At 60.3% G+C, this 18,928-nt stretch carries 19 protein-coding genes; 15 read left to right on the top strand and 4 right to left on the bottom strand.

Translation table 11 applies throughout. The annotated features are described in order from the left end of the window. Positions 1–38: 38 nt before the first annotated feature. Both BM413_RS21715 and BM413_RS21720 read right to left on the bottom strand, forming a co-directional pair. On the bottom strand, positions 39–782 hold the full coding sequence (locus BM413_RS21715; protein ID WP_175544392.1) for a glycerophosphodiester phosphodiesterase: 744 nt from the start codon (positions 780–782) through the stop codon (positions 39–41). Continuing rightward, complete coding sequence (locus tag BM413_RS21720; RefSeq protein ID WP_091916795.1) at positions 782–1,246, bottom strand: RidA family protein; 465 nt, start codon at positions 1,244–1,246, stop codon at positions 782–784. Before BM413_RS21720 ends, BM413_RS21715 begins: the two co-directional genes overlap by 1 nt. 139 nt (positions 1,247–1,385) lie before the next feature. Here BM413_RS21720 and BM413_RS21725 point away from each other — a divergent pair, with 139 nt between their 5' ends. From BM413_RS21725 to lpxB, 15 genes are all read left to right on the top strand, one after another. Further along, positions 1,386–2,222, top strand: a complete 837-nt coding sequence (locus BM413_RS21725) for a cell envelope integrity EipB family protein (protein WP_091916873.1) — start codon at positions 1,386–1,388, stop codon at positions 2,220–2,222. Between the two features lie 13 nt (positions 2,223–2,235). Next, positions 2,236–2,550 carry a DUF4031 domain-containing protein gene (locus tag BM413_RS21730; RefSeq protein WP_091916796.1) on the top strand — a complete coding sequence of 105 codons (315 nt, stop codon included), beginning with the start codon at positions 2,236–2,238 and terminating at the stop codon, positions 2,548–2,550. A gap of 214 nt (positions 2,551–2,764) precedes the next feature. Beyond that, on the top strand, positions 2,765–3,559 hold the full coding sequence (gene rpsB / locus BM413_RS21735; protein ID WP_091916797.1) for a 30S ribosomal protein S2: 795 nt from the start codon (positions 2,765–2,767) through the stop codon (positions 3,557–3,559). A 122-nt stretch (positions 3,560–3,681) separates the two neighbouring features. Further along, positions 3,682–4,605, top strand: coding sequence for a translation elongation factor Ts (tsf, locus tag BM413_RS21740; RefSeq protein ID WP_091916875.1), 924 nt, complete (start codon positions 3,682–3,684; stop codon positions 4,603–4,605). 146 nt (positions 4,606–4,751) lie between these two features. Beyond that, positions 4,752–5,474 carry a UMP kinase gene (gene pyrH, locus BM413_RS21745; protein ID WP_091916799.1) on the top strand — a complete coding sequence of 241 codons (723 nt, stop codon included), beginning with the start codon at positions 4,752–4,754 and terminating at the stop codon, positions 5,472–5,474. Between the two features lie 46 nt (positions 5,475–5,520). Next, positions 5,521–6,081, top strand: a complete 561-nt coding sequence (gene frr, locus BM413_RS21750) for a ribosome recycling factor (RefSeq protein ID WP_091916801.1) — start codon at positions 5,521–5,523, stop codon at positions 6,079–6,081. Then, on the top strand, positions 6,078–6,839 hold the full coding sequence (locus tag BM413_RS21755; RefSeq protein WP_280141848.1) for an isoprenyl transferase: 762 nt from the start codon (positions 6,078–6,080) through the stop codon (positions 6,837–6,839). Before frr ends, BM413_RS21755 begins: the two co-directional genes overlap by 4 nt. Before the next feature lie 11 nt (positions 6,840–6,850). Continuing rightward, on the top strand, positions 6,851–7,663 hold the full coding sequence (locus BM413_RS21760; protein ID WP_091916806.1) for a phosphatidate cytidylyltransferase: 813 nt from the start codon (positions 6,851–6,853) through the stop codon (positions 7,661–7,663). A gap of 119 nt (positions 7,664–7,782) precedes the next feature. Next, positions 7,783–8,922, top strand: coding sequence for an RIP metalloprotease RseP (gene rseP, locus BM413_RS21765; RefSeq protein ID WP_091916809.1), 1,140 nt, complete (start codon positions 7,783–7,785; stop codon positions 8,920–8,922). Between the two features lie 219 nt (positions 8,923–9,141). Continuing rightward, positions 9,142–11,517, top strand: coding sequence for an outer membrane protein assembly factor BamA (bamA, locus tag BM413_RS21770; RefSeq protein ID WP_091916811.1), 2,376 nt, complete (start codon positions 9,142–9,144; stop codon positions 11,515–11,517). Between the two features lie 50 nt (positions 11,518–11,567). Then, complete coding sequence (gene lpxD, locus BM413_RS21775) at positions 11,568–12,611, top strand: UDP-3-O-(3-hydroxymyristoyl)glucosamine N-acyltransferase (protein ID WP_091916813.1); 1,044 nt, start codon at positions 11,568–11,570, stop codon at positions 12,609–12,611. 7 nt (positions 12,612–12,618) lie between these two features. Further along, on the top strand, positions 12,619–13,086 hold the full coding sequence (fabZ, locus tag BM413_RS21780; RefSeq protein ID WP_091916815.1) for a 3-hydroxyacyl-ACP dehydratase FabZ: 468 nt from the start codon (positions 12,619–12,621) through the stop codon (positions 13,084–13,086). Between the two features lie 13 nt (positions 13,087–13,099). Next, complete coding sequence (gene lpxA, locus BM413_RS21785; protein ID WP_091916817.1) at positions 13,100–13,930, top strand: acyl-ACP--UDP-N-acetylglucosamine O-acyltransferase; 831 nt, start codon at positions 13,100–13,102, stop codon at positions 13,928–13,930. After that, positions 13,908–14,807: an LpxI family protein gene (lpxI, locus tag BM413_RS21790; RefSeq protein WP_091916819.1), complete on the top strand. Its 900-nt coding sequence runs from the start codon at positions 13,908–13,910 to the stop codon at positions 14,805–14,807. The genes lpxA and lpxI overlap by 23 nt, the downstream gene beginning before the upstream one ends. Continuing rightward, entirely contained in the window at positions 14,804–15,979 is a 1,176-nt protein-coding gene (lpxB, locus tag BM413_RS21795; protein ID WP_091916821.1) for a lipid-A-disaccharide synthase, read from the top strand. The genes lpxI and lpxB overlap by 4 nt, the downstream gene beginning before the upstream one ends. Positions 15,980–16,024: 45 nt before the next feature. Here lpxB and gltA read toward each other — a convergent pair whose 3' ends face one another. Both gltA and gltX read right to left on the bottom strand, forming a co-directional pair. Further along, positions 16,025–17,314, bottom strand: coding sequence for a citrate synthase (gltA, locus tag BM413_RS21800; protein ID WP_091916823.1), 1,290 nt, complete (start codon positions 17,312–17,314; stop codon positions 16,025–16,027). 180 nt (positions 17,315–17,494) lie between these two features. Then, complete coding sequence (gene gltX, locus BM413_RS21805) at positions 17,495–18,916, bottom strand: glutamate--tRNA ligase (RefSeq protein WP_091916825.1); 1,422 nt, start codon at positions 18,914–18,916, stop codon at positions 17,495–17,497. Between the last annotated feature and the right edge of the window lie 12 nt (positions 18,917–18,928).

Raw genomic sequence — 18,928 nt, forward strand, 5'->3', positions numbered from 1 at the left:
GATACGTCGCCGTTTTTGCAGTGCAAGAGGATTTTGGCTCACGATGTAAGATTGGCGTCCGGATCGAAGCCTTCGAAGGTCATCTGGTCGGCATGGGCGAATGTGTGTTCCATCATTGCCTGGTCCCGGACGGTCCAGGTGATGACCGGCATGCTTAGCTTTTCCCGCACGAAATCGACAAAGCGGTTGGGCAGTTCCGTCACGCTGTAGGAGGTGAAAGAAAGGCCGTAGGCGAGCATCGAGAAATGGGGCTCGACCTCATGGTTCTTCGTGCCGTAGGCGGTCAGCCCGGTCGGTATTTTCTTCGCATGCGCCGGAAACTGGCGGATCAGCCAATGGTCGAACGACATGATCGCCACTTTGCCCTTGTAGCCATGCAGCATGTCGCATGCGCGCTTCACCAACCCATCGTCACGTCCGGGAATGCCCTTCAGTTCGACGACGAGCGGCACGCGGCCGTCAACGAGGTCGAGCAATTCCTTGAGGGTGGGCACGTGATCGGCGGTGCCGCCGATCCGCAAGGCTGCCAGTTCGCCGGCCGTTCGCTGCCAGATGAAGCCGTCGGTGCCGGTCAGGCGTTCCAGGCCCTGATCGTGAAAAATCACCGGCACGCCGTCCGACGAAAGATGCACATCGCATTCGATGGCAAAGCCCTTGTCGACGGCGCGCTGGAAAGCGGAGAGCGTGTTTTCCCACACGGTCTTGTTCTGGTCATGGTAGCCGCGATGGGCGATCGGCCGGGCCGTCAGCCAGGAAAGGTCGGTCATGGCTTTGCTCGCTATCAGGCGACTTCGATGATGGCTTCGATCTCGACGGCGGCATTCAGCGGCAGGACCGCCACACCGACCGCCGAGCGCGCATGCTTGCCAGCATCGCCGAGCGCTGCGACCAGAAAATCCGATGCGCCATTGGCAACGAGGTGCTGCTCGGTGAAGTCCGGCGATGAAGCGACGAAGACGGTGATCTTCACCAGCCGCTTGATCTTGTCGAGATCGCCGACTGCTGCTTTTGCCTGCGCCAGGATGTTGATGGCACACAGCTTGGCCGCTTCCTTGCCGGCGGCGGTGTCGAGATCGCGGCCAAGCAGACCCGAAGCGACGAGCTTGCCATCCTTCAGCGGCAACTGGCCGGCGGTGAAGACGAGCTTGCCGCTCTGCATGAAGGGCACGTAATTTGCGGCAGGGGCTGCAGCCTGCGGCAGGTAGACGCCCAGATCCTTGAGCCGGTTTTCGATTGTTTCGCCCATCGTCTTTCCCTATGTCTTTAATGGTGGAAATCGGTTGTCGCGCGCAAACTGCTATTTTTGCCTCGCTTCCGCCACGACTTTTTTTAAAGTGACCATCTTTCCAGCGGCCAATCCGGACCGCGCCGATCGGAGCGTCTTCATGCGCGCACTGCGCCTTGCCTTGCTTGCCCTTGTTTCACCGTCGGCGCTGCTTGCTGTGCCCGCCTTTGCCGCAACGCCTCTGGCGCCGCATCGCGCGGTTTACGATCTCGTGCTCGACAAGGCTTCCGATCGCTCCGGCATAACCAGTCTTGCCGGACGCATGGTCTACGAGTTCAACGGTTCGCCCTGTGAAGGCTATACGGTCAAGTTCCGCTTCGTCACGCAGATCGACTCAGGCGACAACTCCAGGGTCACGGATCAGCAGACAACGACTTTCGAGGACGCGGAGGGCAAGACCTTCAGCTTCGTTACGAAGTCCTTTGTCGACCAGAATCTTGACAAGGAAGTGAAAGGCACCGCCACGCGTGAGGATAACGGGCTGAAGGTCGCCATCGACAAGCCTGAAAAGAGCGATCTCGAACTGTCGGCCACGCAGTTTCCGACCCAGCACCTGGAAGAGCTGATCAAGAAGGCCAACAGCGGCGAGACATTTTACGAAACCAATTTGTTCGATGGTTCCGAGGATGCCGACAAGGTGATGACGACCACTGTCATCGTCGGCAAGAAGACCGATTCGGATGCAGACAAGAGCGATCCGGAACTGCCCGCGCTCAAGACGCTCGGCAAGGACAAGTACTGGCCGGTCGAAATCGCCTATTTCGACGACCAATCTGCCGATGGCGGCGAGGAAGTGCCGGAATACCGCATCAGCTTCAAGCTGCACGAAAATGGCCTGACCCGCGATCTGATGATGGACTATGGCGAATTCTCGATGACCGGCAAGCTGGTCAACCTGTCGCTGTTTCCGGCTCCCAAGCAGAAATGCGACAAGTAGGCGTATTCGGCTGATGGCGGTCTATGTCGATGATGCGATCTGGCATTGGGCGGGCCGTCGCTGGTGCCATCTGATGGCGGATGACATGGCCGAACTCCATCGTTTCGCAGCACGGCTCGGTCTGCATCGCTCGTCCTACCAGGGACCGCCGAAAACCACCGCGCCTCACTACGATATCACCGCCTTCGAGCGGGATCGGGCTCTGAGGCTTGGAGCGGTCGCCTGCAGCCGCGAGGAAATCGTCACCGTTTTCAGGCGCGTGAAGGTTCACGCGGGCAAGAAAATACCGGTGCAGGTTCGCGCTGTTCCGGTCGCCGAAGTGGCCTGAAGCGCGCAGCTAACCATGCGCGCTTGCTTTTCCAGGCTTCACCCTCTATATGCGCGCTCATTCCACACACGGACTTTGGTGTCTGCCCGGGAGAAATCCGGCTGAAACCTCCGGTGGCGTTTTATGGCCCGAACGCGAAAGTCATGAGACTTTTCGAACAAGGCCGGAAGATCGTCAATTTGTCCGTGGAGGCTAACCGGAAAGGAAACTAAGAATGGCTCTGCCTGATTTCAGCATGCGCCAGCTTTTGGAAGCTGGCATTCACTTCGGCCACCAGACCCACCGCTGGAACCCGAAGATGGCGCCCTACATCTATGGCGCCCGCAACAACATCCACGTTATCGACCTGTCGCAGACGGTTCCGCTGCTCCATCAGGCGCTCAAGCAGGTGTCCGACACCGTCGCCAAGGGCGGCCGCGTTCTCTTCGTCGGCACCAAGCGCCAGGCTTCGGACATCGTTGCCGATGCCGCACAGCGTTCGGCCCAGTACTACGTCAACTCGCGTTGGCTCGGCGGCATGCTGACCAATTGGAAGACGATCTCGAACTCGATCCAGCGTCTGCGCAAGCTCGACGAAATGCTGGCCGGCGAAGCCCAGGGCTTCACCAAGAAGGAACGCCTGAACCTTGATCGTGAGCGCGAGAAGCTCAACAAGGCTCTCGGCGGCATCAAGGACATGGGCTCGACGCCTGACCTGATGTTCGTGATCGACACCAACAAGGAAGCGATCGCCATCCTGGAAGCCAAGCGTCTCGGCATCCCGGTTGTTGCCGTTCTCGATTCGAACTGCGATCCGGACAAGATCGATTTCCCGATCCCGGGCAATGACGACGCGGCACGCGCCATCCAGCTTTATTGCGACCTGATCGCCAAGGCTGCCATCGACGGCATCGCTCGCCAGCAGGGCGCTCTCGGCGTCGACGTTGGCGCTGCGATCGAAGCTCCGGTCGAGCCGGCTCTCGACGAGACGCCTGCTGCAGCACCCGAAGGCTCCGCGCCCGAGGCTTAATACCGCGAAGGCCGGTTCCGGCCTTCATTTTTCTGAAATTTGGCGTGGATTGTCGCGCTGGCGTCAGGCGCATCATCGATTGTTCGGTGGTGCGCCCGCGCATTTCGAACAAAGAGGCAAAAATGAGCATTTCAGCTGCACAGGTTAAACAGCTCCGCGACATGACCGGCGCGGGCATGATGGATTGCAAGGCGGCTCTCGCCGAGACCAATGGCGACATGGAAGCTGCCGTTGACTGGCTGCGCGCCAAGGGTATTGCCAAGGCCGACAAGAAGGCCGGCCGTACCGCCGCTGAAGGCTTGATCGGCGTTGCCGGCAATGCGACCAGCGCTGTCGTCGTCGAGGTGAATTCCGAGACCGATTTCGTCGCTCGCGCCGAAGGCTTTCAGGAAATCGTCCGCAACGTGGCTGCGGTCGCGCTCGAAGTCGGCGGCGAGACCGAAGCGGTCGCTGCTGCTAATTATCCGGGTTCTGACAAGTCCGTCGTAGACGCTATCAAGGACGCTGTCGGCACGATCGGTGAAAACCTGTCGTTCCGCCGTTCGGCCAAGCTGTCGGTTTCGTCGGGCGCTGTCGCGACCTACGTTCACAATGCCGTCGCCGACAATCTCGGCAAGCTCGGCGTGCTCGTTGCCGTCGAGACGACCGGCAATGCGGACGCTGCACGTGCCTTCGGGAAGCAGGTTGCCATGCACGTTGCCGCGACCAACCCGCTCGCGCTGACCGCCGAAGAGGTCGATCCGGCCGCCGTTGCCCGCGAAAAGGCGATCTTCACCGAGCAGGCCCGCGAATCGGGCAAGCCGGAAAACATCATCGAGAAGATGGTGGAAGGCCGCCTGCGCAAGTTCTACGAGGAAGTCGTTCTTCTGAAGCAGGCTTTCGTGCTCAATCCGGACCTGACGGTCGAGGCTGCCCTCAAGGCTGCCGAGAAGGAAATCGGCGCTCCGGCCAAGGTCACTGGCTTCCTGCGTTTCGCCCTTGGCGAAGGCATCGAGAAGGAAGAGACCGACTTCGCAGCCGAAGTCGCTGCTGCGGTGAAAAAGTAACGCCGCTTCAAACTCTTCTATAGCGTTATGAACAGGGCATCGCGTGACAACGCGGTGCCCTTCGTGTATCGCCACCTTCCGGAGGAAGCGTGAACCTCGTGTCTCGCTTGGAATGCCGTAACCACACCAGACATGATGAGGAAAATATGACTGCAAAACCCTTGTATCGACGTGTCTTGCTGAAAGCGTCGGGCGAGGCGCTGATGGGCGAGCAGCATTTCGGTATCGATGTGTCCGTGGTCGACCGTATCGCCTCCGACATTGCCGAGGCGAGGGCGCTTGGCGTCGAGGTGGCCGTGGTTATCGGCGGTGGCAATATCTTCCGCGGCGTCGCCGTTGCCTCTAAGGGCGGCGACCGCGTCACCGGCGACCATATGGGCATGCTGGCGACCGTCATCAATTCGCTGGCGCTGCGCACCTCCCTGGTCAAGCTCGGCGTCGAGGCTGTGGTCCTGTCTGCAATCGCGATGCCGGAACTCTGCGAAAGCTTCTCGCAGCGCCAGGCGACCGCCTACATGAACGAAGGCAAGGTCGTGATTTTCGCCGGCGGCACCGGCAATCCGTTCTTCACCACTGATTCGGCTGCCGCCCTGCGTGCCGCCGAGATTGGCGCCGATGCGCTGTTCAAGGGAACGCAGGTCGACGGTGTCTACTCTGCCGATCCCAAGAAGGATCCTACCGCGACGCGTTTCGATCGCATAAGCCACGACGAAGTCATCAAACGCGGGCTTTCGATCATGGATATCGCCGCAATTGCGCTTGCGCGCGAAAACAACATCCCGATAATCGTCTACTCGATACACGAGCAGGGCGGTTTCGGCGAAATTCTCAAGGGTGGTGGCCGCTGCACGGTCGTCGCCGACGTATAAACTGCAAGGACTGACCTTGTTATCGAGAGGTCAAGGAGAAGAAAAGATGAGCAACGGGGCAGATTTCAACGACATCCAGCGGCGCATGGACGGCGCGATTAACGCCTTCAAGCACGATCTGGCCTCGCTGAGGACCGGCCGCGCGTCGAGCAATCTTCTCGATCCGATCCAGGTCCAGGCTTATGGCACCGCGATGCCCCTCACGCAGGTCGCGACAGTTTCGGTGCCGGAGCCACGCATGATCTCGGTTTCGGTGTGGGACAAGTCGATGGTCGGCGCCGTCGACCGCGCCATTCGTGAATCCAATCTCGGTTTCAACCCGATCGTGGATGGCACGACCTTGCGCATCCCCCTGCCGGAACTCAACGAGCAGCGCCGCAAGGAACTGGTCAAGATCGCGCATAACTATGCAGAAAATGCCCGCGTGGCAGTGCGCCATGTGCGTCGCGATGGCATGGATCATCTCAAGAAAGCCCAGAAGGATGGCGACATCAGCGAGGATGACTCGCGTGTGCAGTCCGACAAGGTTCAGAAACTGACTGATGATACGATCAGCATGGTCGACAGCCTGCTGTCAGGAAAAGAAGCCGAAATCATGCATGTTTGAGGCGCGCTCGGCATAGCCGGCGGCCCGAAAGCGAACCGATGACAACGCCCGCGCACGTCGCGATCATCATGGATGGAAATGGCCGCTGGGCCAAGGCGCGGGGCTTGCCACGCCTTGCCGGGCACAAGGCGGGCGTCGAGGCGTTGCGTCGCACCGTGCGCAATGCTGCCGATCTCGGCATCTCGTGGCTGACGGTTTACGCCTTCTCCTCGGAGAACTGGTCGCGCCCGAAGTCGGAAGTCAGCGACCTGATGGGGCTTCTGAAGCTGTTCATCCGGCGTGATCTTGCCGAGTTGCACCAGAATGGCGTGCGCGTCCGCATCGTTGGCGAACGCGCCGATCTCCAGCCGGATATTGCAGCTCTGCTTGATGAGGCCGAATCGCTCACCGAAAACAACCGGGCCATCAATCTGGTCATCGCCTTCAACTATGGCGGCCGCGACGAAATCGTCCGCGCGGCCCGAAAGATCGCCGCAGATGCGCTGGCGGGAAAGATCGCACTCGGCGAAATCACATCCGAAACTGTCGCCAAAGCTCTGGATACAAACGACATTCCGGATCCGGACCTCGTCATTCGAACCAGCGGCGAAATGCGTCTTTCCAATTTCCTGCTCTGGCAGGCCGCTTACAGCGAATTCGTTTTCGAGCCTTGCTACTGGCCGGATTTCACCCGGGAGCACCTGGCAGAAGCGCTTCGGCAGTATGCGGCGCGTGAGCGTCGATTCGGCGGCCTGGACGCGCGAGGCGTCGCATCTTGAGCGGCGTTAACATGAGTAATCTCCAGCTGCGGGTGATCTCCGGCATCGTCATGGCCGCTGTCGTGCTGCTCCTGGCGTGGCTGGGCGGCTTGCCGTTTCGGATATTGTCGGCCGCGATCGCAGCCGCAGTCTTCTATGAGTGGTGCGCGATGTCCCGCACCTCCACCAACTCCGCCTATCATGCGCTTTCGGCGATCCTGTTGGCTGCGGCACTGATTGCGCTGGTGGCAGGTTTTCCGGCTGCCACAGTATTCGCCGTCCTAGGGTGTGCTGTCGTTGCCTCAGCCCTGACGGGGCTTATTCGCGGGCAGGGCACATGGACAACGGTAGGCCTAGCCTATGCAGGCTTGTCGGGTGTTTCGCTCGCTTTCCTGCGCGATGCAGACAGATCCGGCCTGATGGCGATCCTGTTTCTATTCGCAACCGTATGGGCCACTGATATCTTCGCCTACTTCGTCGGCCGCGCTATCGGCGGGCCCAAGCTGGCGCCGTCCATTTCGCCGGGAAAGACCTGGAGCGGAGCCATTGGTGGAACAGTTTGCGGCATGGTCGCAGGGCTTGCGGTGGCTTTCCTTGCCGGTGGCAACCTGTTGACGCTTATTCCCGTGGTGTTCTTGCTCTCTGTCGCCTCGCAGATCGGCGACCTGTTCGAATCATGGGTCAAGCGCCGCCATGGGGTAAAGGACTCGAGCAACCTCATCCCCGGACATGGCGGCGTGATGGACCGTGTCGACGGGCTTGTCGCGGCTGCCTTTGCCCTGTACGTCATCGGCGCACTTCTCGGTGGCGCGGATCATCCGGCCAGCGGTCTGTTTCCGGCCTGAGGCGAAAAAGCCGCGCTGCGATCTTCGCTCGGCACGATGCCTTGGATTCGCCCGGATTCACATCACACACTCACGGCGCGGGCTTCGCCGAATCTTGTTGAGGGCATTGGGGGCATGGTTTGAGCGAGATACTTCCTGCGGTGTTCGGCGTGAACAGTCTGCTCGTCGGCACCATCATACCGTTCCTGTTCGTTTTGACCGTTGTCGTGTTCGTCCACGAGATGGGGCACTATCTAGTCGGGCGCTGGTGCGGCATAGGGGTACAGGCCTTTTCCATCGGCTTCGGACCTGAGCTTTTTGGCTTCAATGATCGCCACGGCACGCGCTGGAAGCTGTCGGCCATACCGCTCGGTGGATACGTCAAATTCGTTGGTGACATGAATGTCACCAGTGCGCCTGATTCTACCGAGACGGCCAACCTCACCGACGCTGAACGCAAGGTAGCCTTTCACACCCAGCCGATCTGGAAGCGGGCTCTCACCGTATTCGCCGGGCCGGCGTTCAATTTTCTGCTGACGATTGCCGTCTTTACCGTGATGTTTTCCGTCTATGGCCGCTTCGTCGCCGAGCCGATGGTCGCTGAAGTGCGCCCCGACAGTCCGGCTGCAAGAGCAGGCATCCTGCCGGGCGATCGGTTTGTCAGGGTTGGCGGCACGCGCGTGGAAACCTTCGCGGATGTCCAGCGCCTGGTTTCAGGGCGCACCGGCGACGCGATCGAGTTCGTGATGCTGCGTGATGGCAAGGAAGTCACCGTCAATGCCACGCCGGAAGTCATGGAACAGAAGGACGCGCTTGGAAACAACGTCAAGGTCGGCGTCATCGGCGTGGTCAACAACGAGCAGGTGGGTCAGCCGCGTGTCATCAGCTACAGCCCGCCCGGCGCCTTGCTGGAGGCGGTCTATGAGACCGGTAACATCATCGCGCGAACCGGCCAGTTCTTTCAGCGCTTCGTCGTGGGGCGTGAGGACAAGTGCCAGCTCGGCGGACCGGTGAAAATCGCCGACATGGCCGGCAAGGCGGCCAAGCTCGGTTTCGAATGGCTGGTGCAACTCGTGGCGCTTTTGTCGGTCGGAATCGGTTTTCTCAATCTTTTGCCGATTCCGCCACTGGACGGCGGGCATCTGCTTTTCTATGGAGTTGAGGCCGTCATCCGACGGCCGGTGTCGGAGCGGGTGACGGAAGCCTTCTATCGCCTCGGCATGCTGCTGGTTCTGGGCTTTATGGGGTTCGTGTTCTGGAACGATCTCTTTGGATGCTGAAATCATGAAGAAATTTGCCTCGATGAGGGGCGGTATTGAGACGGCGTTTACCATCAATGGCGATATGAGTGACGCGAATGTCACGCTGAATGGCTAAGTAAACGCAAATTAACCAGAAGCCTTGCGTGTAGGGAAAATCCGGTTAATACGGTATGGGAAATTAGCCGCACGTCCGGTTTTCTCGCCGTGGGGACTTCGAGAAAAAGGTTATATAGCCCTATGAAGGCAGCATCGAGTTTTCTAAACGCCGCGTCTGCGGTGGCTTTGTCCGCGTCGCTGGCAGTGCCGGCGGCCGTGGTTGCGCAGTTCGCCACCGTGTCTGTCGCTTCGGCGGCTGTCATCAGCAGCATCGACGTGCGGGGCAATCAACGCGTCGAAGCCCAGACGATCCGCGATTATGTGCAGATCCGTCCCGGCAAGGCATTTTCCAATGCCGATATCGACGAGGCGGTGAAGCGCCTTTTCGCAACTGGCCTTTTCTCTGATGTCCGCATCAATCAGGCCGGCTCCACGCTGGTGGTGCAGGTCAGCGAGCTGCAGGTCGTCAATCAGGTCCTGTTCCAGGGCAACAAGAAGATCAAGGACGCACAGCTTTCCGGCACGGTTCAGTTGAAGCCGCGCGGAACGTTCTCAAGCCAGACCATGGAAGCGGACGCCGAGGCGATTCGCGAATCCTACCGCCGCATCGGCCGCAACGACGTTGTGGTCAACACGCAGGTCATGGATCTTGGCGAGAATCGCGTCAACGTCGTGTTCGACATCAAGGAAGGCGATCGCACCAAGATCGCTGCGATCAACTTTGTCGGCAACAACGCCTTCAGCAATCGCCGCCTTGCCGATGTTATCTCGACCAAGAAGTCGACCATCCTGTCCTTCCTGATGCGCGACGACGTCTATGACGAGCAGCGTCTCCGTGCCGACGAGGAAGCGCTCCGCCGCTTCTATTACAACCGTGGTTATGCAGATTTCCGCGTTGTGTCGGCCTCTGGCGAATTGGACGAGGCCTCGAATACCTACACCGTCAACATCACGGTTGAGGAAGGCGAGAAGTACACGTTCGGCGACGTTTCGGTCGAAAGCTCGATCCCGGAAGTCGATACGGCTGAACTCCAGTCGCAGCTCAAGACCAAGCAGGGCGCCGTCTACAGCGCCAAGAATGTCGAAGATTCCATCATCGCCGTGACTGAAGATGTGGCTGGCAAGGGTTATGCCTTTGCTCAGGTTACGCCGCGCGGCGACCGCAACTTCGAAAACCACACGATCTCGGTTGTCTACACCGTTGATCAGGGTGCGAAGACCTATGTCGAGCGCATCGAAATCCGTGGCAATGCACGCACCCGCGACTATGTCATCCGTCGCGAATTCGACGTCAGCGAAGGCGATGCCTTCAACCAGGTTCTCATCCAGCGCGCGAAGAAGCGGCTGGAAGCACTCAACTACTTTGAAACCGTCGAGATCTCGACGGCACCTGGCGCTGAGCCTGATCAGGTTGTCCTCGTCGTCGATGTTGTTGAAAAGTCGACCGGCGAGTTCTCGATCGGCGCCGGCTATACGTCGGGCGGCGAAACGCCTGGCCCGTCGGTTGAAGGCTCCATCACCGAGCGCAACTTCCTCGGTCGTGGTCAGTACATCAAGGTGTCTGCCGGTGGCGGCAGCAAGTCGCGTGACTTCATGGTCTCGTTCACCGAGCCATACTTTCTCGGCCGTCGCATCGCCGCCGGTTTCGACATCTTCCGGCAGACGCGAACCTACGACAAGTATGAGAGCGAGGCGAACGGCGCGACCATTCGTTTCGGCCTGCCAATCACAGAAGCTCTGTCGACGCAGCTTGCCTACAACTTCACGCAGGAAAAATATAAATACCGTGATCGTTGCTTGACGGATGGCGAATACGATCCGACCAAGAACAACTGCGATGATATATCCAACGCGATTCAAGAAGGCATTGCCGAAAGTCCTTGGAACAAGTCGTCGGTTTCCGGAACAATTCTCTACAACACCATTGATGATATGAAGAACCCGCATGCGGGTCTCTATGCGACCTTCACGACGGAAGTTGCCGGTCTCGGCGGTGATGCCAAGTTCGTCAAGCTGACGGGGCGTGGTTCCTACTATCAGACCCTTTCGGAAGAAATGGATATCGTTGGCTTGGCCAGCGTCGGCGGTGGCCATATTGCAGGCTACGGAGACGATGGCCTGCGCATATTCGATCACTTCAAGGGCAGCGAGCGCATGATTCGCGGCTTTGAATATGATGGTTTCGGCCCGTATGATGCCGCTACAGGCGATCATCTCGGCGGCACCACCTATTTCAACGCCTCTCTGGAAGCGCAGTTCCCGGTTCCGGTCATTCCTGAGAGCTTCGGTCTGCGTGGCGCAGTCTTTGCCGATGCGGCGACGCTCTACGGCAGCAAGATCGATGCTGCGGATGTTACCGTTGCCGGCAAGAGCATGGAGTGGCGCGCTTCGGTCGGTGCCGGTCTTATCTGGGCTTCGCCGTTCGGACCGCTTCGCGTCAACTACGCTGTTCCAGTCGTCAAGCAAGATAACGACGACGTCCAGAACTTCAGCTTCGGTATCTCGTCCCGCTTCTGATCAAGCGGGCCGACACTTCCGGGCCATCGTGCCCGGAAGAGAAGGTGCACATGTCCGATCCGGTTTTCTTCGCGCCGTCACGCCGCTATACGGCACTTGAGATAGCCGGCCTGACGGGCGCGGAGCTTGTCGATTCCAGCTATGGTAAAACGTCCATCTCCACCATCGCTCCAGCGAGCGAGGGCGGGAAGGATGCGCTTGTCTTTATCGAGGGCCGGAAGAACGCCGGCCCGCTGAGAACGCTCAACGCCGCCATACTTCTTTGCACACCCGATATAGCCGACCAGGCGCCTCCTGGCGTCGCTGTTCTCGTTACGCCAAGGCCGCAGGCAGCCTTCGCTCAGATCGGACGCCTGCTGTTCCCGGCTGCGGCATCGCCGCCGCCCATGACGGGTGAGACCGGCATTTCACCCCGCGCTCATATTGACCCTAGCGCCAGGCTCGAGTCCGGCGTCATTGTCGAACCGGGTGCGGTGATCGGTGCGGATGTCGCCATCGGCAGCGGCACCATCATCGCGCCGAACGCAGTCATTGCGCGGTCCGTGCAGATCGGCCGGGATTGCTTCATCGGGCCGAATGTCAGCGTGCAGTGCGCGCTCGTGGGTAATCGCGTGGTCATTCATAGCGGCGCGAGCGTTGGCCGCGAAGGATTCGGTTTCGTCGGCGGCGCGAATGGTCCGGAGCGCATTCCGCAAATCGGCCGCGTCATCATCCAGGACAACGTCGAGATCGGCGCCAACACCACCGTGGACCGCGGCGCGATGTCCGACACCGTCATCGGCGAAGGCACCAAGATCGATAATCTGGTCCAGATCGCGCATAATGTTCGCATCGGTCGTGGCTGCGTCATTGCCGGACATTGCGGCATTTCAGGTTCCGTTACCATTGGCGACTTCGTGATGATGGGCGGGCGTGTTGGCCTGGCCGATCATCTCACTATCGGCAGCGGCGCACGTCTTGCAGCTGCCAGCGGCTTCATGAATGACGTGCCGGCCGGTGAAGTCTGGGCCGGTCTACCGGCGCGGCCAATGATGGAATTCATGCGCGACGTTGCCGCAATTCGAAAATTGTCCTCAAAGCCCAAGAAGGGGTGAGACCATAATGGCTGACAACGCCCCGACCACGCTCGAAGCCGTGGACATTCTGGGATTGATGAAGCTTCTGCCTCATCGCTACCCATTCCTGTTGGTCGACAGGATCATCGAGATCGATGAGGACAATTCGGCGATCGGAATCAAGAACGTCACCATCAACGAACCGCACTTTCAGGGACATTTCCCCGAGCAGCCGGTCATGCCCGGCGTGTTGATCATCGAAGCGATGGCGCAAACGGCGGGCGCAATCTGCATCAAGAGCCAGAACACCGACAAGCCGTCGCTCGTCTATTTCATGACCATAGACAATGCGAAGTTCCGGCGGCCCGTCGTGCCTGGCGACCGCCTTCACATCCATGTGAAAAAGCTGAAAAAAAGAGGCAATATCTGGCGTTTCGCTTGCGAAGCGATGGTTGACGGCGCAAAGGCAGCGGAAGCGGAAATTTCCGCGATGATGTCGCCGCCCGTGGCCTGACCAGCGAGAATACATGCAGACTGAAACATTCATTCATCCGTCCTCCGTCATTGAAGAAGGCGCCCGCATTGGCGCAGGAGCGCATATCGGCCCGCTCTGTTACATCGGGAGCGATGTCGTCGTCGGTGAAAACGTCAGGCTCGTCAGCCACGTAACGGTCATCGGCGCAACGACCATAGGCGAGGGTTGCACCGTATGGCCCCAGGCCGTGCTTGGCGGACCGCCGCAGAACACCAGCCACAAGGGCGGCCGCACCACGCTGACGATCGGCAAGAACTGCACCATCCGCGAATTCGTGACCATGCATGTCGGCACCGACAATGCGCGCGGCGCAACCATCGTCGGCGACAACGGCACCTTCCTTGCCTATTCGCACGTCGCCCACGACTGCACCGTCGGCAATAACGTCACGCTGACGAATGGCGCTACTCTCGGCGGTCACTGCGAAATCGGCGACAATGTCGGCATCGGCGGTTTGAGTGCCGTGCATCAGTTTGTCCGAATCGGCCAGAATGCGTTTCTTGCCGGCGGCTCGATGTTTGTTGGCGATGTCATTCCCTATGCGATTGCCATGGGCAATCGCGCCAAGCTGCGCGGCCTCAACGTCGTCGGGCTGAGGCGGTCGGGCATGTCCAAGGCCGACATCATGACGCTTCGGCGGGCCTACAAGACGATTTTCGATCGCGCGCGCCCGCTCAGTGAAAATCTGGAGATTGCACGCGTCGAGTTCGCCGATTCTCCGACCGCGATGAAAATCGTCGATTTTCTCAGCGCGCGCGGCAAGCGTCACTATGCCGTTCCGCCGCTGAAGGGTGCCGTCGATGACGACGCCGACGAGGATTGAGCCAAAACTCCAGATAAAGCTTGCGCCCGGCGACAGGGTCGGCATCGTCGCGGGAAGCGGCAGACTGCCGATCAATGTCGCCGAACGTCTCACGGCTGTAGGTCACGCGCCATTCGTGGCCATGATCGAGGGTGAGGCGGACCAGGATCCGGCGCTGACATCCTGCGAACACGAGTATCTTCAGCTTGAAGACTTTGCAGTGCTGGTGCCGACACTGAAGCGCCACGGTGTCTCCCATGTCGTTCTGGCTGGGGGCATCGCGCGCCGTCCTGAATGGCGCAAGATCAAACCGCGCCTCGCACTCCTTGCGATCCTGCCGAGAGCCCTGACAGGGCTTGCACGTGGCGACAATGGGCTTTTGAAGGCATTGGTCGGCGGGCTGGAGGCCTACGGCATGAAGGTCGTGGGCGCGCATGAGATCGTACCTGACCTGCTGGCGGTCGAAGGTGCGATGACGCGCGCGGCTCCATTGAAGGCGGATTGGCGCGATCTGGATGCAGCACTTGAGGCCGCGCGCACTATCGGCGCGCTGGACGTTGGGCAGGGGGCTATTGCTATCGGTGGCCGTGTCATCGCTCTGGAAGGCATAGAGGGCACCGACGGCCTCCTTGCCCGCGTCGCCGGTATGCGCGGCCATGGGCGCATAGCCGGCAAGAAGCGCGGCGTTCTGGTCAAATGCGCCAAGCCAGACCAGGAGATGCGGGCAGACCTGCCGACGATCGGGCCGGCAACAGTCGAAGGCGCGCATGCGGCCGGCCTTGCCGGCATCGGTGTGGAGGCAGGCGGCTCGCTGGTGCTCGATTATGCAAAGATGATCGAGCGGGCAGACGCACTCGGCCTCTTCGTCGTCGGCCTACCCAAGGGTTCAGGCAAATGACCGCTGCACCGCTCAAGATAGCGATCGTTGCCGGTGAAGAGTCTGGCGACCTCCTTGGTGCGGACATCATCCACGCCTTGCGGAAGGCGACTGGCCGTGAAATCGAGCTTGTCGGCATCGGCGGCAGGCACCTGCAGGCGCTCGGGCTGACGCCGCTGTTCGACGGCAGTGATATCGCGTTAATGGGCGTCACGGCGATTCTTCGCGACCTGCCGCGTCTGTACAGGCGCATCGGCCAGACAGCGCAGATGATCGTTGCCGAAAAGCCGGATTGCCTGATCACGATCGACAGCCCGGACTTTGCCTTGCGCGTCACCAAAAAAGTCCGCGCGGCCGATCCGACCATCCCGATTGTCCATTACGTCTGCCCGAGCGTCTGGGCCTGGCGGCCGGGCAGGGCACGCGCCATGCGGCCACATGTCGATCATGTGCTGTGCATCCTGCCTTTCGAAACTGCCGAACTTGAACGCCTCGGTGGCCCGCCCGGCACCTATGTCGGGCATCGGCTGACGCAGGACCCCAACGTTCAGGCAACCGCCAGCGCGCAGGCGCATCCGCGCGATCTTTCGGACGGTCGCGAAAAGACACTGCTGCTTCTTCCCGGTTCACGAAGGGGTGAGGTGAAGGGGCTCATCGAGCCTTTCGGCCAGACCGTCTCTGCATTGCGTGCGCGTGGCCATAAATTGCGCATCCTGCTGCCGACGGTTCCGCATGCTGCGGATATGGTGAAAGCTTCGGTCGCCGGCTGGGAACAGCAGCCCGAAATCATTCTCGATCCGGCCGGAAAATGGCGGGCATTCGCTGAAGCCGACGCTGCCTTGATAGCATCCGGAACAGTTTCACTGGAACTTGCGCTCTCAGGCGTGCCGATGGTGTCCAGCTACAAGCTCGACGCTATCGCGCGTTTGATACTAAGCATGGTCACGGTGTGGTCGGCACTTCTGCCAAATCTTATTGCTGATCGACCCATCGTGCCGGAATTCTACGACAAGTATGTTCGGCCGCAAAACCTCGCCCGGCATATCGAGGCGCTGTTTTCGGATACCGCATTCCGGACCTGGCAGAAGGATGGTTTTGCCGAAGTGGCAAAGCGCATGGCGACCGAACGACCGTCCGGCGACATTGCCGCAGATGTAGTTCTGGCTGAGATCGCCAGAAAAAAAGCCAAATAAAAAGCGCCCGGTAGGGCGCTTTTTTAATGCTGGATATCTGGACGATCAGCGCTTGGCGATCGGCACGTAGTCGCGCTCCGGCGAGCCGGTATAGAGCTGGCGCGGGCGGCCGATCTTCTGGTGCGGATCCTCGATCATTTCCTTCCACTGGGCGATCCAGCCGACCGTGCGTGCAACGGCGAACAGCACCGTGAACATGGTGGTGGGGAAGCCGAGCGCCTTCAGCGTAATGCCGGAATAGAAGTCGATGTTCGGATAGAGCTTCTTCTCGATGAAATAGCTGTCGGTCAGGGCAATCTTTTCCAGCTCCATCGCCACGTCGAGCATCGGATCGTCCTTGATGCCGAGCTCGCCCAGAACCTCGTGCGTCGTCTTCTGCATGATCTTGGCGCGCGGATCGTAGTTCTTGTAGACGCGGTGGCCAAAGCCCATCAGGCGGAACGGATCGTTCTTGTCCTTGGCGCGGGCGATGAATTCGGGGATGCGATCGACATGGCCGATCTCGGCCAGCATGTTGAGCGCAGCTTCGTTGGCGCCGCCATGTGCAGGACCCCACAGGCAGGCAATGCCGGCAGCGATGCAGGCGAAGGGATTGGCGCCCGAAGAGCCGGCGAGGCGAACGGTCGAGGTAGAGGCGTTCTGCTCGTGGTCGGCGTGCAGGATAAAGATGCGCTCCATGGCGCGCGCCAACACCGGATTGACCTTGTATTCCTCGCACGGCACCGCGAAACACATATGTAGGAAGTTGGCCGCGAAATTCAGCTCGTTCTTCGGGTAAATGAAGGGCTGGCCGATGTGGTATTTGTAGGCCATGGCCGCAATGGTCGGCATCTTGGCGATCAGACGGATGGAAGCGACCATGCGCTGGTGCGGGTCCGAGATGTCGGTCGAGTCGTGATAGAAGGCCGACAGTGCGCCAACCACACCGCACATCACCGCCATCGGGTGCGCGTCGCGGCGGAAGCCGGTGAAGAAGCGTGACATCTGCTCATGCACCATGGTGTGGCGCGTGACGCGGTAATCGAAGTCGTCCTTCTGCGCCTTGGTCGGCAATTCGCCGTAAAGCAGTAGATAGCAGGCCTCCAGGAAGTCGCCGTGCTCGGCCAGCTGGTCGATGGGGTAGCCGCGATGCAGCAGGATGCCCTCATCGCCATCGATGAAGGTGATTTCCGACTCGCAGCTCGCCGTCGAGGTAAAGCCGGGGTCGTAGGTAAAAGCGCCGGTATCCTTGTAGAGTGCGCCGATGTCGATCACGTCTGGTCCGACGGAGCCACTTCGCACCTTGAATTCGTGGGTTTTGCCGCCAAATTCCAGTTTCGCTGTCGATTCGGTCATTGCAAACTCCCTTCGTTTCCATCCCGCGTCAAACGCGGTTTCTTGCAACGCAATATGTAAGGCATATCGAAATGCGCGCTTTTGCTATCGCATTTCTCAAGGCGTGCCAAGTTAGGCAGTGATGCTAATGTTGCACCGCAGCAGACGGGTTTCAATGCCCGTCGATGAGGCCAGAACGCCTTAATCGATTTGATCCGAAATGCGTGCCAGGCTTTCTTCGCGACCCAGCACGGCAAGCACGTCAAACACGCCGGGAGAGGTGCTTTTTCCGGTCAAGGCGGCTCGCAAAGGCTGCGCTGCAGCGCCGAGTTTCAGCTCGTTGGCGACGGCAAATTCGCGGATCGCAGCCTCTGTCGTGGCCGCATTCCAGTCATTCACATTTTTGAGAGCGTCCAGCGCGCCACGCAAGGTCGTGCGCGGTTTTTCGCCGAGCAGAACGGCAGCTTTCTCGTCCATCGCAAGCGGGCGCGCGGCAAACAGGAATGCCGCACCGTCAGCGAGCTCGACCAATGTCTTGGCGCGCTCTTTCAGGCCGGGCAGTGCTGCCAGAAGCTGCTTCTTGCGGTCTTCGTTCAGCCCCTCGGAAATCGCCGCGGCATTCTCAAGGTAAGGCAGCGTCGCAATGAAGATGTCGAGCAGTTCTGCGTCGTCCATCTTGCGCATATGGAGGCCGTTCAGCGCCTCCAGCTTCTGGAAATCGAAGCGCGCCGCGCCCTTGTTGACGTCGTCGATGTCGAACCAGCGGATCATGTCGTCGAGCGACATCACCTCATCGTCGCCATGGCTCCAGCCGAGGCGGACGAGATAGTTGCGCAACGCCGCCGGCAGGTAGCCCATGGCGCGGTAAGCCTCGACGCCGAGCGCGCCGTGGCGTTTCGAAAGCTTGGCGCCGTCCGCGCCGTGGATCAGCGGGATATGCGCCATGACAGGCACATCCCAGCCCATGGCGTTGTAGATGACCGTCTGGCGCGCAGCGTTGGTCAGGTGGTCGTCGCCGCGGATGATATGGGTGACGCCCATATCGTGGTCGTCGACCACGACTGCGTGCATGTAGGTAGGGTTGCCGTCCGAGCGGAGGATGATGAAATCGTCGAGATCCTTGTTGGGAAAGCGAACATCGCCCTGCACGCGGTCGCGCACGATCGTCTCGCCTTCGGCAGGCGCCTTGATGCGGATCGCACCCTTCACCCCGGCCGGTGCCTCGGAAGGATCGCGGTCGCGCCAGCGGCCGTCGTAGCGCGGCGGGCGGCCCTCGGCGCGAGCCTTTTCGCGCATTTCCGTAAGCTCCTCGGGCGAGGCGTAGCAATAATAGGCTTTGCCGGCGCGCACCAGTTCCTCCGCTACCTCGCGGTGGCGCGGCGCGCGCTCGAACTGCGATACCGGCTCGCCTTCCCAGTGCAGGCCGAGCCAGGAAAGGCCGTCCAGAATGGCTGCGGTCGCCGCATCCGTGGAACGCTCGCGGTCGGTATCTTCGATGCGCAGCAGCATCGTGCCGCCGGTGTGGCGCGCGTAGAGCCAGTTGAACAGGGCCGTGCGGGCGCCGCCGATATGCAAATAGCCGGTGGGCGAGGGGGCGAAGCGGGTAATGACTGTGTCGGACATAGGATTTCCAGA

It is taken from the genome of Mesorhizobium sp. YR577 (genome assembly GCF_900116595.1).
Lineage (GTDB): Bacteria > Pseudomonadota > Alphaproteobacteria > Rhizobiales > Rhizobiaceae > Mesorhizobium_M.

Bases quoted from the DNA above. Each gene is read 5' to 3' on its own strand.
- BM413_RS21720 (WP_091916795.1), bottom strand. From the start codon at position 1,246: ATGGGCGAAACAATCGAAAACCGGCTCAAGGATCTGGGCGTCTACCTG.
- BM413_RS21725 (WP_091916873.1), top strand. From the start codon at position 1,386: ATGCGCGCACTGCGCCTTGCCTTGCTTGCCCTTGTTTCACCGTCGGCG.
- BM413_RS21730 (WP_091916796.1), top strand. From the start codon at position 2,236: ATGGCGGTCTATGTCGATGATGCGATCTGGCATTGGGCGGGCCGTCGC.
- rpsB (WP_091916797.1), top strand. From the start codon at position 2,765: ATGGCTCTGCCTGATTTCAGCATGCGCCAGCTTTTGGAAGCTGGCATT.
- tsf (WP_091916875.1), top strand. From the start codon at position 3,682: ATGAGCATTTCAGCTGCACAGGTTAAACAGCTCCGCGACATGACCGGC.
- pyrH (WP_091916799.1), top strand. From the start codon at position 4,752: ATGACTGCAAAACCCTTGTATCGACGTGTCTTGCTGAAAGCGTCGGGC.
- frr (WP_091916801.1), top strand. From the start codon at position 5,521: ATGAGCAACGGGGCAGATTTCAACGACATCCAGCGGCGCATGGACGGC.
- BM413_RS21760 (WP_091916806.1), top strand. From the start codon at position 6,851: ATGAGTAATCTCCAGCTGCGGGTGATCTCCGGCATCGTCATGGCCGCT.
- bamA (WP_091916811.1), top strand. From the start codon at position 9,142: ATGAAGGCAGCATCGAGTTTTCTAAACGCCGCGTCTGCGGTGGCTTTG.
- lpxD (WP_091916813.1), top strand. From the start codon at position 11,568: ATGTCCGATCCGGTTTTCTTCGCGCCGTCACGCCGCTATACGGCACTT.
- fabZ (WP_091916815.1), top strand. From the start codon at position 12,619: ATGGCTGACAACGCCCCGACCACGCTCGAAGCCGTGGACATTCTGGGA.
- lpxA (WP_091916817.1), top strand. From the start codon at position 13,100: ATGCAGACTGAAACATTCATTCATCCGTCCTCCGTCATTGAAGAAGGC.
- lpxI (WP_091916819.1), top strand. From the start codon at position 13,908: ATGACGACGCCGACGAGGATTGAGCCAAAACTCCAGATAAAGCTTGCG.
- lpxB (WP_091916821.1), top strand. From the start codon at position 14,804: ATGACCGCTGCACCGCTCAAGATAGCGATCGTTGCCGGTGAAGAGTCT.
- gltA (WP_091916823.1), bottom strand. From the start codon at position 17,314: ATGACCGAATCGACAGCGAAACTGGAATTTGGCGGCAAAACCCACGAA.
- gltX (WP_091916825.1), bottom strand. From the start codon at position 18,916: ATGTCCGACACAGTCATTACCCGCTTCGCCCCCTCGCCCACCGGCTAT.